Source organism: Hymenobacter swuensis DY53, from assembly GCF_000576555.1.
GTDB classification, from domain to species: domain Bacteria; phylum Bacteroidota; class Bacteroidia; order Cytophagales; family Hymenobacteraceae; genus Hymenobacter; species Hymenobacter swuensis.
In genome coordinates, this window is the sequence record NZ_CP007145.1 from 4,195,153 (window position 1) to 4,209,223 (window position 14,071).

The 14,071-nt window shown below is 56.6% G+C and carries 14 protein-coding genes; 10 read left to right on the forward strand and 4 right to left on the reverse strand.

Going from position 1 to position 14,071, the window contains the following annotated elements:
- Nucleotides 1-178 precede the first annotated feature (178 nt).
- Nucleotides 179-949, forward strand: a complete 771-nt coding sequence (locus HSW_RS25005; protein ID WP_155833063.1) for a hypothetical protein — start codon at nucleotides 179-181, stop codon at nucleotides 947-949.
- A 430-nt stretch (nucleotides 950-1,379) separates the two neighbouring features.
- On the opposite strand, the gene HSW_RS19400 is transcribed toward HSW_RS25005, so the two are convergent.
- The 3 genes from HSW_RS19400 to mscL all read right to left on the reverse strand — a co-directional run bounded on the left by HSW_RS19400 (nucleotide 1,380) and on the right by mscL (nucleotide 3,449).
- Nucleotides 1,380-1,841 (reverse strand): hypothetical protein, encoded by a 462-nt coding sequence (locus HSW_RS19400; RefSeq protein ID WP_044003366.1) that lies wholly within the window; start codon nucleotides 1,839-1,841, stop codon nucleotides 1,380-1,382.
- 108 nt (nucleotides 1,842-1,949) lie between these two features.
- Nucleotides 1,950-2,945, reverse strand: a complete 996-nt coding sequence (locus HSW_RS19405) for a DUF3078 domain-containing protein (RefSeq protein ID WP_081768501.1) — start codon at nucleotides 2,943-2,945, stop codon at nucleotides 1,950-1,952.
- Nucleotides 2,946-3,026: 81 nt separating this feature from the next.
- Nucleotides 3,027-3,449, reverse strand: a complete 423-nt coding sequence (gene mscL, locus HSW_RS19410; protein ID WP_044005174.1) for a large conductance mechanosensitive channel protein MscL — start codon at nucleotides 3,447-3,449, stop codon at nucleotides 3,027-3,029.
- A 252-nt stretch (nucleotides 3,450-3,701) separates the two neighbouring features.
- Between mscL and HSW_RS19415 the strand changes: the two genes are divergently transcribed.
- The 7 genes from HSW_RS19415 to HSW_RS19445 all read left to right on the forward strand — a co-directional run bounded on the left by HSW_RS19415 (nucleotide 3,702) and on the right by HSW_RS19445 (nucleotide 11,892).
- On the forward strand, nucleotides 3,702-4,490 hold the full coding sequence (locus tag HSW_RS19415; protein WP_044003368.1) for an enoyl-CoA hydratase/isomerase family protein: 789 nt from the start codon (nucleotides 3,702-3,704) through the stop codon (nucleotides 4,488-4,490).
- A gap of 128 nt (nucleotides 4,491-4,618) precedes the next feature.
- Nucleotides 4,619-6,118: a polysaccharide biosynthesis C-terminal domain-containing protein gene (locus tag HSW_RS19420; RefSeq protein ID WP_044003370.1), complete on the forward strand. Its 1,500-nt coding sequence runs from the start codon at nucleotides 4,619-4,621 to the stop codon at nucleotides 6,116-6,118.
- 171 nt (nucleotides 6,119-6,289) lie between these two features.
- Nucleotides 6,290-6,724 carry a dUTP diphosphatase gene (gene dut / locus HSW_RS19425; protein WP_044003371.1) on the forward strand — a complete coding sequence of 145 codons (435 nt, stop codon included), beginning with the start codon at nucleotides 6,290-6,292 and terminating at the stop codon, nucleotides 6,722-6,724.
- A gap of 124 nt (nucleotides 6,725-6,848) precedes the next feature.
- Nucleotides 6,849-7,859 carry a sugar phosphate nucleotidyltransferase gene (locus tag HSW_RS19430; RefSeq protein ID WP_044003373.1) on the forward strand — a complete coding sequence of 337 codons (1,011 nt, stop codon included), beginning with the start codon at nucleotides 6,849-6,851 and terminating at the stop codon, nucleotides 7,857-7,859.
- A 116-nt stretch (nucleotides 7,860-7,975) separates the two neighbouring features.
- Nucleotides 7,976-9,799 carry a tetratricopeptide repeat protein gene (locus HSW_RS19435; protein ID WP_081768502.1) on the forward strand — a complete coding sequence of 608 codons (1,824 nt, stop codon included), beginning with the start codon at nucleotides 7,976-7,978 and terminating at the stop codon, nucleotides 9,797-9,799.
- Nucleotides 9,792-10,550, forward strand: coding sequence for a DUF4292 domain-containing protein (locus tag HSW_RS19440; protein WP_044003374.1), 759 nt, complete (start codon nucleotides 9,792-9,794; stop codon nucleotides 10,548-10,550). The genes HSW_RS19435 and HSW_RS19440 overlap by 8 nt, the downstream gene beginning before the upstream one ends.
- Complete coding sequence (locus tag HSW_RS19445) at nucleotides 10,534-11,892, forward strand: murein hydrolase activator EnvC family protein (RefSeq protein ID WP_044003376.1); 1,359 nt, start codon at nucleotides 10,534-10,536, stop codon at nucleotides 11,890-11,892. Before HSW_RS19440 ends, HSW_RS19445 begins: the two co-directional genes overlap by 17 nt.
- A gap of 275 nt (nucleotides 11,893-12,167) precedes the next feature.
- On the opposite strand, the gene HSW_RS23145 is transcribed toward HSW_RS19445, so the two are convergent.
- The gene (locus HSW_RS23145; RefSeq protein WP_052346642.1) at nucleotides 12,168-13,052 is read right to left on the reverse strand and encodes a GAF domain-containing DNA-binding protein; all 885 of its coding nucleotides are present in this window, start codon (nucleotides 13,050-13,052) and stop codon (nucleotides 12,168-12,170) included.
- A gap of 395 nt (nucleotides 13,053-13,447) precedes the next feature.
- Here HSW_RS23145 and HSW_RS19455 point away from each other — a divergent pair, with 395 nt between their 5' ends.
- Entirely contained in the window at nucleotides 13,448-13,672 is a 225-nt protein-coding gene (locus HSW_RS19455) for a Sec-independent protein translocase subunit TatA/TatB (RefSeq protein WP_155833065.1), read from the forward strand.
- Between the two features lie 12 nt (nucleotides 13,673-13,684).
- On the forward strand, nucleotides 13,685-14,065 hold the full coding sequence (locus tag HSW_RS25110; protein ID WP_081768504.1) for a Sec-independent protein translocase subunit TatA/TatB: 381 nt from the start codon (nucleotides 13,685-13,687) through the stop codon (nucleotides 14,063-14,065).
- The last annotated feature ends 6 nt before the right edge of the window (nucleotides 14,066-14,071 follow it).

Sequence of the window (14,071 nt, forward strand, 5' to 3'; positions counted from 1 at the left end):
AATCGGCCCCTACCTCCACAGGTAGGGGCCGATTTGCGTTGTGCAGCGTAGGACTGTCCATTCACATCATTATGCTATTGACGGCAGCAGGCAGAAGTGGTAGTTTTGAATCGGTTGTATAAATTATTGCATTTGGCAGTAACTCAACCGTAATATCCGGCCCTTTTACCCTACTACTGTGAAAACAACTACTGCGCTGCTTGCTCTAGCTACCCTGGCAACTCCAGCGGCTTGGGCTCAAACCAAACCTAAACCCACCAGTAAGCCCGTCACCGCTACCGCCAGACCCGCCGGTTCAGGTGCTCCTAAGCCGGTGGTCAAACCTGTCGGATCGGTTAGACCTTCTCCGGCGGCTAAGCCTGCAGCCAAGCCGGTTCCAGCAGCCCCGGTAGCACAACCGGCTCCTACCTCCTCTGTGCAGACACAGAATGCAGTTGGTCTTTTCCGGAAGGGCACTACCATGGTGAATCTGGGCATTGGTTTGGGCTTAGGGTATGGATATGGCTTTGGCGGCTCGTTGAAATCGACACCAGCGGCGAGTCTGTCACTCGAGAAAGGGATACTTGACGGGATAGGTCCCGGCGTAATTGGCATAGGTGGACTAATTGGGTACAAGGGGTACCATTACGACTATCCCGGCACCGACTACAAGGCCCAATGGAACAACGTAATTATGCTGGTGCGCGGCACCTATCACTATGATCTGCTCCAGAACAACAAGCTGGATACCTACGCTGGGGTAAGCCTGGGGGTGCGTATTGAACGTTACAAAGACACGTATTATTCGGACGCCCTGGGTGGCCGCTATGACAACTCTTACGGCGGAGCCAATGCAGAAGCAGGAATTTTTATAGGTGCCCGTTATTTTCTGACGGACAACATTGGTGGGTTTGCAGAAGCCGGTTACGATATGAGCTACCTGAAACTAGGGCTGACAGCCCGGTTCTAAGCTCGCCAAGCTGGCTGCTGCCTTTCATTTTCACATGCTGAGCCCGGGGCCATGAAGATGCGCATTTACCTGTTATGCTCACTTTTGACGACGGCGCCAGGCTGCACTCATCTGCCGGACTCTGGCAGTGCGCAGCTGGAACTGGCAGCGGTACCCATCCGTAGCACAGATTCCCGTTCAGCTGCGCTACTGCACAAGGCCTGCCGACTTATGAAAGCTGATACCTTCCGCATAGTGACGGCGGCGAATCGGCCTGCCCGCCGGGAAATCTGGCCCAGCATGCCCCGCCCCCGCCACTGATCTATACGCTTGTTACCGATACTTTCTTTCTTCGGCCAAGCCGGGGGCGAACGGTGGCCCTGGTACTGCCGAAGAAACAAAAAGCCCCGGAGCGTTGCGCCGGGGCTTTTTTCTTTTGCTTACTCTGTGCTTAGAAAAACAGAAAGTGCTTTTTCTTTTTGTGGCTTAGCGGCTTGCCTTTGGGGTCCACAAAGCCGGCGGCCCGCGTCTGGCCGCGCTTCTGCCGGGCTGTGCCGATGCGGTTGTCTTTGAACTTACGCACCGCAAACCCACCCACGCCTTTTTCGAACTGCCGGGCCGGGCCAGCCGAGCGGCCAAAGCTGGTGTTGGCCGTACCCATTCCGGAGCGAGCTTCAAGCACTTCCATCTGCTGGTCGCGCTTTACTTCGTCGGGGTTCATGCTCATACGGCGCTGCATGCGGGTAATATCCGTAGCCGAGGCTTTTCGGTTTTTGCGCAGACCTCCCTCATTTGCCCGTTGCAGCTGGCTTGGGTTATCGGCCCGGGCCGTGGCTGTGCTCTGGGCAGAGGCAACAGAGGCAGTCAGCAGGCCGGCAGCGGCAATGACCAAAGCAGAAAGCAACTTCTTCATAGGAGGAAAAAAAGCAAGATTCCAGAGGCAAGCACTCGTTGTGCGTAGTCCGTAAAGGGGTTGATTTGTGCGCTCAACGGATAGCAGATAAAGGTAGTTCAAATTAAGCTAAAACTTGTAAGTCAAGCCGATACCCAAGGTTTCCTTAAACTGAATCCGACGGCCCCGGTCATCGGGAATACCATCCTCATTACGGTCCAGCGGCACCAGAATATCGTCGTCGTACACCAGCAGCGTGGTGACGCTGGCACTGACGAACCTATTGACTTTGAAGTCAATCAGATTCTCCCAGTTCACATCGATATTCTGCGGATTGTGGAAGTAGTTGCTGAACAGTTCGAGCTTGGTATTATAGGTGATGTTAGGCCCCAGTACGTGGCGGTAGCGGGCATTGAGGTAGGCCCCCAACTCCTCACGCAGCCGTTCCCCGGTACCCGGTATCGGCATGCCGTCGGCATTAAGCCGGGCCCCGCGTACGCCAAAAGAACCCGCATCAGCCAAGCCCTGATCAGCAACTACGGTAAACTTACCTGTGGCAGGTGAGAGTAGGAGCGAAAAATCGGTATTGGGGCGGTATTCAATGCCCAATGATGCCAGAATGTAGGCGGGCGCAAAAAACGTCGACAGTAGAGAGTCGGGCTTGTCGAAGGCTTTGGTAGGCGTGAGTTGGGTTTTAAGGTTCACCTGGGCCGCATACGACAACGTTTCGGTGAACTGCCGGGCATAGCGGCCGTTGAGTTCCAAACGGTCGTCGTTTTTGCGCAGGCGGCTTTTTCCGGCCTTCAGTAACCCATACACGAAGTTGCCGGCTAGGTCGAAGGTATGCTCCGGGCCCCGGTAGTGCAGAAACACATTGCCGGATGCCAGCAACGACAACGAGCTTTGGCCGCCAGGAGCCCAGTTGCGCAAACTTACCTGGCTGAAATTGAGTGTCCCGGCGCCGCCGCGTCGCCAGCCGCGCACGGTATCTACCTCGGCGGATATTTTGTAAGTCGGCAAAGGGGTGGGAACTCGGTTGGGCGCATCATTCTGGGCATGGGCGCGCACCAAGGGCAGGGCCAGTAGCACCAGCGTGCTTAGGCGGAATAAATAGGAAGGAGGCATGGGCAGTGAAGGTGACATAAGAAAGCCGGCTCCCATTCAGCGCACTGAACAGAAGCCGGCCAAAACTACGCGTGGCGGCTACTACGCGCGGCTGCGCAAGGCGTCCCGGATTTCTATCAGCAGGGCTTGGTCCTTGGTCGGGCCAGGCTCGGTTACCACCACTTCCTGGGGCTTTTTGAAGCGGTTAGCCAGTTTCACAATCCAGAAAATAGCAAAGGCCATCAGCAGGAAGGTGATTACGGCATTAAGGAACAGGCCGTAGTTAATAGTAGCGGCTTTGGCGTCCTGGGCAGCTTTTAGGGAGTTATAGGTATTCCCATCGAGGGCCAAATACCATTCCTTAAAATCCAGGCCACCTGTCATGAGCGTCAATACAGGCATCAGGATGTCATCCGTGAGCGACGTGACAATTTTGCCGAAAGCTCCGCCGATGATAACGCCTACTGCCAGATCGAGCACGTTACCCTTGGAGATAAACTCTTTGAATTCGGAGACAAAACCCATGTTTTGGAAGTGTTTGAAAATGAGAGAGAAAAGGTACAGACGGGTAAATATAGAAATTTCCGCATCTGATGCCAGCATTTCGCTAACGGCAGCAAAAGTGCTGCTCCTGGCCAGTAACTATTCTCGGTTTTCGCTTAACCTGCTCCATTGCCTGTTGAGTTGCGGCCGAAACACGCCGACCCGTATTAGCCAGTCGTACGCGCCAATTCATTCTATATTTGCCGCCACTACCATCCCACGCCACTACCATCCATGACCACGTTCACCAATCTTCTTTACCAGCCGGAACCGGAAACCGGTTTGCTCACCATCACCATCAACCGTCCCGACAAGCTGAATGCCCTTAATGCGGCTACGATTGAGGAAATCCGGGCGGCCGTACAGCTGGGCCTCGATGATGCCACGGTGCGCGGTATTATCCTGACGGGCAGCGGCGAAAAGTCGTTTGTGGCCGGGGCCGATATTGCCGAGCTGACGAAACTGGACGACGTATCGGGCCGCCGGGCTGCCTTGCAGGGCCAGGAGGCCTTCAGCCTGATTGAGCGCAGTCCTAAGCCGGTTATTGCCGCCGTTAATGGCTTTGCGTTGGGCGGCGGCTGCGAGTTGGCCATGGCCTGCCACATGCGCATTGCCGCCGAAAATGCCCGCTTCGGCCAGCCCGAGGTGAACCTGGGCCTGGTGCCCGGCTATGGCGGCACTCAGCGGCTCACCCAGCTTATCGGCAAAGGCAAAGCCATTGAGCTGCTGCTAACGGCCGACATGATTAAGGCTGATGAAGCCTTGCGTCTGGGTTTGGTGAACCACATGGTTCCTCAGGCCGAGCTGCTCACTTTCACGCGCCAGTTGCTGCTGCGCATCCTCACCAAAGCCCCTATTGCCGTGGGGCTGTGCCTAGACGCGGTGAATGCCTACTTCGACAAAAGCCGGGACGGTTACCAGGCCGAGGCCGACGCTTTTGCCCGCTGCTTCGCCTCCGCCGACTTTAAAGAGGGCACTACGGCCTTCCTGGAGAAGCGTCCGGCAACGTTTCGGGGGAATTAGAAATTGAGAAGTAAGAATGAAAACTCACTACGTGCCGCGTCTTATCCGCTGATGCTTCCGGCTTGGTTATTTCATTTCTTAACCTTCCAGTTTTCAATTCTTACTTCCCAATTCTTATAGTAACCTGCATGAGTATTGCCAAACGGCTGGCTTCGCAAACGGCCATTTATGGCGTGAGCAGCATTGTGGGTCGCGTGCTGAACACGCTGCTGGTACCGGTGTACACGGGGCGGTTTGCGGCGGCGCAGTATGGTATCGTCACGGGGCTGTACGCCTACGTGTCGTTTCTGAACGTGCTGTTCACCTACGGCATGGAAACCACCTATTTCCGCTTTGCCAACCGTCCCGGCACTGATCGGCAGGACCTGTACAACCGGGTAATGACGCTGCTGCTCATTTCCAGTGCGGTGCTTACGCTGGGGCTGGCTCTACTGGCCCGGCCCCTGATGAGTCTGCTGGCCCTGCCCCCCGGCCACGAGCGGTACGCCGTCTGGATTGCGGCCATTCTGGGGCTGGATGCGCTGGCGGCCATTCCGTTTGCCCGGCTGCGGCTGGAGAACAAGGCCCGTAAGTTTGCCGCCATTCGGTTGGCTAATATCCTGCTGAACGTAGGACTGAACCTGTTTTTCATCGTCCTCTGCCCCGATGTGCTGGCCGGTAAATACCTAAGCGGGCTACGGCCCTTGGTGGAAATGGTGTATGACCCCACAGTGGGTGTGGGCTACGTGTTTCTATCGAATCTGGCGGCCTCGGGCTTTACGCTGCTGCTGCTGGGCCGGGAACTGCTGGACATCCGCCTCCGCCTGCGCTTGGAGCCGTTGCGGCCCTTGTTGAAATACGCCTACCCTATTATGCTCATGGGCTTGGCCGGCATGGTAAACGAAACGCTGGACAGAATTCTGCTGCCCCGCTGGCTGCCCCAAGGATTCTACCCCGGCCAAAGTAACCTGGCGGCGGTGGGCGTGTACGGCGCCTGCTATAAAATCAGCATTCTGATGAGCCTCGTGATTCAAGCCTTCCGGTATGCTGCCGAACCGTTCTTTTTCGCTCAGAGCACCGATAAAAACTCGCCCCGCACCTTTGCCCTGGTGCTCAAGTGGTTTACGCTGTGCTGCGCCATGCTGTTTGTGGGCGTGAGCGTGAACGTAGATCTGGTAGCGAAAGTATTCCTGCAACGACCCGAATACCTGCAGGGGCTACGCGTGGTGCCGGTGCTGCTGCTGGCCAACCTGTTTTTGGGCGTGTATTGGAACCTCTCGGTGTGGTTTAAGCTCACCGACAAAACCTATTACGGCACCTACCTGGGCTTTGCCGGCGCGGTCCTCACCGTGGCCCTCAACTTCCTGCTGATTCCGGTGCTGGGCTACATGGGCTCGGCCCTGGCTACGCTGGCCTGCTACTTCATGATGGCAGCTTTGTGCTGGTGGCTGGGTGAGCGGCACTTTCCGGTACCCTACCCCGTGACCCGTTTGCTGCTGTGGCTGGCCGTGGCCGTGGGGGTAGTGGCCCTGAGCTGGCTGGTGCCGGTAGCCGAAGGCTGGCCGCGCTACGGCTTTCACGCGCTGCTTACACTGGGCTTTGTGGGCTTGGTAGCCGCCGTGGAAGGCCGCCGCCTGCGCACCATCTGATTTGCGTATTTCACCAAACGAAGCCGTAAAATTCCGCTAGATTGGCTCACTTTTCAAGATAACTCCCAGCGGAATCATCCATATTTTCCTCGCCAAACGGCAAATTTCCTCGTCGCCGGAAGCACATCTTTTTACCTTTGCCAGCGGCAACTGCCTGTGGCCCTTTCTCTCATGCTGATTCCCGTCATTAACCAATCCAGGCACCCGCTACCGGAATACCAGACGGCCCACGCGGCCGGAATGGATGTGCGCGCCAACCTCCCCGAGTCGGTTACGTTGAAGCCCCTGCAACGTGCCCTTATTCCGACGGGCCTGTTTCTGGAAATTCCAGTCGGGTACGAAATGCAGGTGCGGCCTCGTAGTGGGCTGGCCTTCAAGCACGGGATTGGCCTAGTCAACAGTCCTGGTACCATCGACGCCGATTACCGCGGGGAGCTGAAAGTGCTTCTGGTGAATCTGTCGGATCAGGAGTTCGTAGTACAGGATGGAGAGCGTATTGCGCAACTGGTAGTAGCGCGCCACGAAACCGTAACCTGGCAACCCGCTGCCGTCCTTTCCGACACCCAGCGCGGTAGTGGCGGCTATGGTAGCACCGGCGTACAATGAAAAGCTGGGTGTATCGGCTGAACGTTGAATCGTATTCGTCTTCTCTTTTCCGGCCTCAATTTTCAGCTGTTCTTTCTCCACTCTGCCTTTCCACTCAACAGTCAACTCTCAACCTTCCCATTTTATGAAAATTATCGTCCCGATGGCTGGCATGGGTAAGCGCATGCGCCCCCACACGCTTACCGTTCCCAAGCCCCTCATTCCCATTGCCGGTAAGCCCATTGTGCGGCGTTTGGTAGAAGATATTGCCAAGGTATGCGGTGAGCCGGTGGAGGAAGTGGCCTTTATCATCGGGCGTTTCGGTAGCGAAGTAGAGCAAAGCCTGATCAAAATTGCCGAGTCGGTGGGCGCGAAAGGCACCATTCATTACCAGGATGAGCCGCTGGGTACGGCCCACGCCATCTTGTGCGCACAGTCGGCCCTGGATGGCCCAGTGGTTGTTGCCTTTGCCGACACCCTGTTCAAAGCCGATTTCATCCTCGACTCCTCGGCTGAGGGCACCATCTGGGTGCAGCGCGTGGATGACCCCAAGCCCTTCGGTGTAGTGAAGCTCAACGAGCAGGGCCAGATTACCGACTTCGTTGAGAAGCCACAGGAGTTTGTATCGGATCTGGCCATCATCGGCATCTACTACTTCAAAGACGGTGAGTATTTGCGTAGTGAGTTGCAGTACCTGCTCGATAACGACATCAAAGACAAAGGCGAGTACCAACTCACCAATGCCCTTGAAAACATGAAGAACAAGGGTACCAGCTTCGTACCCGGCCGGGTAACCGAGTGGCTCGACTGCGGCAATAAGGATGCTACCGTCTTCACCAACCAACGCTACCTGGAATACCTGCAGGAGCGCGGTGAGAAGCTGGTGGCCGAATCCGCCAAAGTCACCAATTCCGTACTTATTCCGCCGGTATATATCGGGGAGGGCGTTATCATTACCGACTCGGTGGTGGGGCCGCACGTTTCCTTGGGCGACCATACCAACGTGCGCCATTCCGTCGTTTCCAACTCCATTGTGCAGCAGTCGGCCTCGGTATTGCACGCCAACATCAGCAATTCGATGATTGGCAGCCATGCCACCGTGGCCAGTCAGCCTAACGATTTGAGCGTGGGCGACTACAACACGCTGCGCGTGTGATATTTTTGCGTCGCCTGACGTTTCAGTAGCGCGGACCTTTGTCGGGTTCCGGCGTGTTGGGGTTAGGTTTCCTGGTTTCCAACTCGCGGGCCGCAGGGTCCGCGCTAGTATTTTCAATGAGTCGACTTCGTGCGTTTTCCCTGCTGTTGCTGGGCCTGCTGCTGGCCGGGCCCGGGTATGCCCAGCAAGCGGCCCCACCCCCTACGCCGGCTAAGGAAATAACCAAGCCGGCCAAACCGCGCAAGCTTACCCGCAAGGAGCGCAAAGAACTGGCCCGCCGCGCCGCCGTGGACGCTGCCGCCCGTCAGCGGCCTAACCTCTCGGAGAAAGACCGGGAAATGAGCGAGGCGTACTTCGTGGACGGCGTGCGGTTTCTGCTGCTGGAAGATTACAACAAGGCCCTGGAGCGGTTGCTGAAAGCCTATGCCCTTAACCCCACCAACGCGGCCGTCAACTACAAGATTGCCGAAACCAACCTGTTGAGCGGCAACCTCAAGGATGCCACCAATTTCGCGCAGGTAGCCGTGAAGCTTGATCCGCAAAACGCCTACTACTATCTGTTGCTGGCCCAGATTTATGCCTCGCAGAAGCAGTACGACGAAGCGGCCCAGGTGTACACCACCCTCATCAAGGCCGTCCCGAATTCCAATTACTACCTCTTCAATCTGGCCGATCTGTATATGGCCCAGGGCAAGCTCAACGAAGCGTTGGCGGCGTTTGAGCAGGCGGAGCAGAAATTCGGGCCGCTGGATGAGGTGTCGTTCAAGAAGCAGCAGATTTACCTTAAGCAGAACAACCTCGATAAGGCGTTGCAGGAGGGGGAAGCCTTAATAACTGCCAACCCGGATGAAGTGCGCTACGTGCTGGCACAGGCGCAGCTGTATGCCACCAACAACCGGCTTCCTGATGCTATTCGGGTGGCGGAAAAAGCCCTCAAGCAGGACCCCGACAACCCGCGTGCGCGCATGATTCTGGCCGACGTGTACCGGCAGCAAAGCAACGCGCCGGAATCGGAGCGGCAGCTGAAGCTGGCGTTTGAAAGCACCACGCTGGATATTGATAACAAAGTCCGCATTCTGGTAGACTACATCAAGCAGCTGCCCAACCCGGCCCTCAACCAAACGGCCCAGGACCTGGCCGCCATTACCACCCGCGTGCACCCCAAAGAAGCCAAGGCTTTTTCCATTGCCGGCGACATCCAGACAGTGACGGGCAACCGCGCGGCGGCGCGCGCCAACTACCTGCAGGCTATCCGGCTCGATAATTCGCGCTACCAGATCTGGCAGCAGGTAGTGCTCATTGATGCCGAGCTGAACCAAGTAGACTCTTTGCTCACGCACACGGGGCAGGCCTTGGAGCTTTTCCCGAATCAAGCCCCCCTGTGGTTTTACAACGGGGTAGGCTACCAGTTGAAGAAGCAGCCCGGCAAGGCCATAAAATCGTTGGAATACGGCCGCAAGCTCGCCACCGATAATCCGGAATTACTGGCCCAATTTGACACCCAGTTAGGTGACACTTACCACGAGCTAAAGGACTTTGCCAAGTCGGATGCGGCATATGAGGCGGCCCTGACGTTTGATGCCAACAACGCCCAGGCCCTCAACAACTACAGCTATTACCTTTCTTTGCGCGGCGAAAAGCTCGATAAGGCTAAAGAAATGGCGGGTAAGCTGGTAAAGCAGAACCCGGATAACGACACCTACCTCGACACGTATGGCTGGGTACTGTACCGGCTCAAGGATTACGCCGGAGCCCGTCAGCAGTTCGAAAAGGCCCTGAAAACCACTACTGATGCCACTGTGGTGGAACACTACGGCGACGTGCTGTTTCAACTGGGCGAAGCGGATAAAGCCCTAGCCGAATGGCAGCGCGCCAAAAAGCTGGGCGGAGCTTCTTCGCTCATTGACCGCAAGATCAAAGACAAAAAACTATATGAGTAACCGCCTTGTGCTGGTGCTGCTGAGCGCCGTAATGCTGCTGGGCAGCTGTACCCGCCAACTGCTCCCCGGCCGTAAGCCCGCCGCTTCCGTGCCCATGCCCGAAGCCGTGCGCGCTGCCAACGTGGACTTCCGCTTTCTGGCCGCGAAAGGCAAAGCCCAGTTCGGCGACCAGAGCGGCAATATCAACGTACGCATCCGCAAGGACAGCGTCATCTGGATTTCGGCTTCTCTTATCGGGATTGAAGGTGGGCGGATTTATATCACCCGCGACTCGGTACAGGTGCTGGATAAGCTGCACCGGGAGTATTACGCCGGCGACTTCGCCTACCTGAGCCAGCGGCTGAACGTGCCTGTTAACTTCGATATGCTGCAGGCGCTGCTGCTGGGCAACTACCTGCCGCCGCTGAGTGCCGCCACCCAGCCGACCGTAACTACTGAAGGCCCTACCCAGCGCGTGAATTATGAACAGGCCGGCCTGTTGGTGCAGCAGTTCGTGAACCTGGAAGGCGGCCGTATTCAGCAGCTGCAGGTGCAGGCCCCAACCAACCAGAACCAGCTGACGGTGGACTATTCCGATTTCCGGACGCTGGAGCGCAACCCGCAGCAATTCGCCTATACCACCCAAGTGCAGGTAAAAGAAGGCACTACACCGCCAACCACCGTTACACTCACCTACCGGTCAGTAGATGTAGACAAAGAGCGGCTCCAATTTCCCTTCTCGGTTCCGAAAGGCTATGCGCGCAAAAAGTAAAAGCTGGCTACTGGGCCTGCTGGGGTTGCTGCTACTCTGCGCGGCAGCCAACCCGGCATGGGCACAGCGTAGCGGCACGCGCAAAACCAAAGCCCAGCTGGAACGGGAGCGGCAGACCACACTGCGTCGCATCAGGGAAACCAGCCGTATTCTGGCCCAGACGCAGCAGCAGAAACAGGCCTCCGTAGGACAACTCAACGCCCTCAAGGAAAAGCTGACGGTGCAGCAAAGCGTTATCAAGGATATCAGCAGTGAGCTGCGCTATATCGAAACCGATGTGCGGCAAACCGAGACGCAGGTCCAGAAAACGCGCCAGAACCTGGAGCAACTGAAAGCCGAATATGCCCGCCTGATTTATGCCGGCTCCAAAACAGCCAACGGCTACAACCGGCTCATGTTTCTGTTTGCGTCCGAATCCTTCAACCAGTTCATGCTGCGCCTGCGCTACATCCGCCAATACACGGAAGTACGCCAGGCCCAGGCTGCCCAGATTACCCACACCCAGCAACGTCTGAGTACGCAATTGGTCGGCCTGAAAGAGAAGCAGGAGGAAAAAGGCAGCTTGCTCAACAACCAGATTTCAGAGAAGAAAACCCTGCTCACGCTCAAAACCCAGCAGGATCAGGTAGTCACCAAGCTTACCCAGCAGGAAGAAAGCCTGCGCAAAGAACTGGCAGCCAAGCAGCAGGCTATCGGCCGCCTCGACAACCTGATTGCTCTGCGCGTCCGCGAGGAAATTGCCCGGGCCGCCCGGGCGGCGGCCCGCCGGGCAGCGGCCAATGCAGCGCGCTCCACCGCTGCCGCTACACCCGGCCGGAGCCCGGCCGCCACCTCGCGCACACCCGGCACCGCAGCGGCGGAAGCCGCCGCCGAAGCGGCTGCCGAGCGGGTAGACCGGGTAACCCTGACGCCTGAAACGGCCGAACTGGCGGCTTCCTTCCATGAGAACCGGGGCCAGTTACCCTGGCCGGTAGGCAAAGGCTTTATCAGCCAACGTTTCGGAAGGCACAACCACCCAGTATTGAAGAATGTGGTGGTGGAAAACCGGGGCGTGGATATTCAGACGAGTGCCGGCGAGCCGGTGCGGGCCGTATTTAGTGGCAAGGTCCTCACGGTGGCCAGCGTGCCCGGCATGAACACCATCGTGATGGTGCAGCACGGCGACTATTTCACGGTGTATGCCAAGCTGCGTAGCGTAAGCGTAAGTGAAGGCCAGACCATCCAGGCACGCCAGACCATCGGTACGGTTTCCACAGATGCGGAGGGTACTTCAGAGGTGCAGTTTCAGGTGTGGCATAACAGTTCCAACCTGAATCCTGAGAACTGGCTCGGCCGCAAGTAATGGCGTGAGGCCCGTGCGGGCGGGCTGGCTTCGGGGCAAAAAAAAACACCGCACAGTGCACGGTGTCTTTCTGAGCTATGAAAACAAACTTAGCTACCAGAATCCCTCCCCCAAAGCAGCAGACTACCTAAGGCAGATGCCAACAGTGGAGTCAATCCCCGATAACCATTCGAAATATACGGGAGGCCCTAGTATTTAGGCCGGCAAATTCGCCGAATAGCTTTTTTCCCTCGGTGAAGCACAAAAATTCGGACGCGGCCTTTTCCTACGATCTTTTAGATAAGATTCAGACGGCTCAGCAAAGCCGACTTGTAAGAGTTACCGATGGGAACTGGGAGCAGGCTGGTGGCCAACTCTGCACTACGTCCCGCCTCCACAATTACCGCGTCGCTTTCGATGGCAATAATCCGGTCGAGGCGCACAATGTATTTGCGGTGTACCCGGGCAAACTCCCGGGCCGGCAGCTTGGCCTCCAACTCTTTCATAGTGCTATACACCGTGTATCGCTCCCGGCCTGAGTAAATATTCACATAGTCACCCAAGGCTTCCACGTAACGGATATCCGTCGTTTTTACCCGTACCAGCTTGTGGTCCTGCTTGATGAAAATTTCATTCTGGCCACCATTTAAATACAGCGACTCGGCAGCATCGTTAGTCATGCGTAATAGTCCTTCCAACTTCGTTTTTTCTTCTTCCAGCTGAATACGCGCCCGGCGCAGCTCTAAATGGGCTACCACTTCCCGGCCCAGAATGCGCAATGCTTCCCGTTGCGCCGCGCTTAGCTGGCGGGGAACCACATCAATGGCGCAGATGGTACCCACGGCCTGGCCTTCAGCAGTAATGAGCGGGTAACCAGCATAGAAACGAATCTTAGGGTCGCCCGTTACCATGGCATGCTCCCGAAACAACGGATCAATGGAGGCGTCTTCTACCTCATATAGCTCGTTTGACTGGATAGTGTACTGACAGAAGGTAAGGTCGCGGGGGGCACTGTAGACGCCCGGCAAGCCCACTTTAGCCTTCAGCCACTGTCGTTGCTCATCGATAAGGGAAACAAACGAAATAGGCGTATCACAGATAAACGCCGCCAGCCGGACTAGGTCATCAAACACCGATTCGGGTGGTGTATCCAGAATTTGATAGGCATGTAATACTTCCAAGCGTTTTGCCTCATCCGCACGCGCAGAGGAGGCTTTGGTCTTTCGCACGGGAGCAGACTGTTTGGTGGCCATTGGGTACAAACAAAGAAGGTGGTGGCACCTGATAGGTATAAGCAGTAAATTTTCCCAAAATAGCTTACAAACCCGCACACTCAGGCGGCCAAAACGTTGAATACGGGCAATTACCCGCTTAATGAAATCCTTTTCTGGCTAGTGTTGACCGCAGTGGGCACGCCCCGGCTACCGGACCGCAAACCGGGTGGCTCAGCCGACAGCAACCGCACAACGGGAACTGATTTTGAAATTATGCGGTACCTTTATCAATCCTGAAGCGTACAAGGCTGCGTATACGTAGCTTTGCCACCCCAATAACCTGACCTGTTGGTCTTCCCCACATGAACTTTGCCACACTCCTGCTAGGAATCGGTAGCTTCGGAGGCACCGAGCTTCTACTTATCGGTCTTGCGATTATCCTGTTGTTTGGTGCCAAGCGCATTCCGGAGCTGTTCCGGGGTATGGGCCAGGGCATCCGGGAATTCAAGGATGCTTCCAAGGAAGAGAAGCCGGAATTCCGGGACCGTCCTGTAAACCCGAACGACCCGACTGCTCCCCGCCTGTAACGCTCTGTAGTCATGAACACTCCTTTTTTCCTCTTTTTAGGCGATTTGGGCGGTGGTGAGATAATGCTCATCATGGTCGTAATTCTGATATTTTTCGGTGCCAATAAGATTCCGGAGTTGGCACGCGGCCTGGGCAAAGGCATTCGGGAGTTCAAGGATGCTTCGCGCGAGATTCGTAGCGAAATTGAGAATACCGGCCAGCCACAACAGCCGTATCAGCAGCAGTTCAACCAGCAGCCGTATCAGCAACCCGCTTACCAGGCCCCGATGGCTGATGTTCCGGTAACCGATGTTCCGGTTACCGCGCCGATAGCTCCGCCCATGGATGGGGGCATCACGCCTCCCGTAAAGCCTGCTGCTGAAGAGCGCCCCCGCCTTGACCAACTGACCTAACCCCTT

Coding starts and splice junctions, on each gene's coding strand:
- HSW_RS19400 (WP_044003366.1), bottom strand. CDS start 1,841: ATGAAGAAGTTGCTTTCTGCTTTGGTCATTGCCGCTGCCGGCCTGCTG.
- HSW_RS19405 (WP_081768501.1), bottom strand. CDS start 2,945: ATGCCTCCTTCCTATTTATTCCGCCTAAGCACGCTGGTGCTACTGGCC.
- mscL (WP_044005174.1), bottom strand. CDS start 3,449: ATGGGTTTTGTCTCCGAATTCAAAGAGTTTATCTCCAAGGGTAACGTG.
- HSW_RS19415 (WP_044003368.1), top strand. CDS start 3,702: ATGACCACGTTCACCAATCTTCTTTACCAGCCGGAACCGGAAACCGGT.
- HSW_RS19420 (WP_044003370.1), top strand. CDS start 4,619: ATGAGTATTGCCAAACGGCTGGCTTCGCAAACGGCCATTTATGGCGTG.
- dut (WP_044003371.1), top strand. CDS start 6,290: ATGCTGATTCCCGTCATTAACCAATCCAGGCACCCGCTACCGGAATAC.
- HSW_RS19430 (WP_044003373.1), top strand. CDS start 6,849: ATGAAAATTATCGTCCCGATGGCTGGCATGGGTAAGCGCATGCGCCCC.
- HSW_RS19435 (WP_081768502.1), top strand. CDS start 7,976: ATGAGTCGACTTCGTGCGTTTTCCCTGCTGTTGCTGGGCCTGCTGCTG.
- HSW_RS19440 (WP_044003374.1), top strand. CDS start 9,792: ATGAGTAACCGCCTTGTGCTGGTGCTGCTGAGCGCCGTAATGCTGCTG.
- HSW_RS19445 (WP_044003376.1), top strand. CDS start 10,534: ATGCGCGCAAAAAGTAAAAGCTGGCTACTGGGCCTGCTGGGGTTGCTG.
- HSW_RS19455 (WP_155833065.1), top strand. CDS start 13,448: ATGAACTTTGCCACACTCCTGCTAGGAATCGGTAGCTTCGGAGGCACC.
- HSW_RS25110 (WP_081768504.1), top strand. CDS start 13,685: ATGAACACTCCTTTTTTCCTCTTTTTAGGCGATTTGGGCGGTGGTGAG.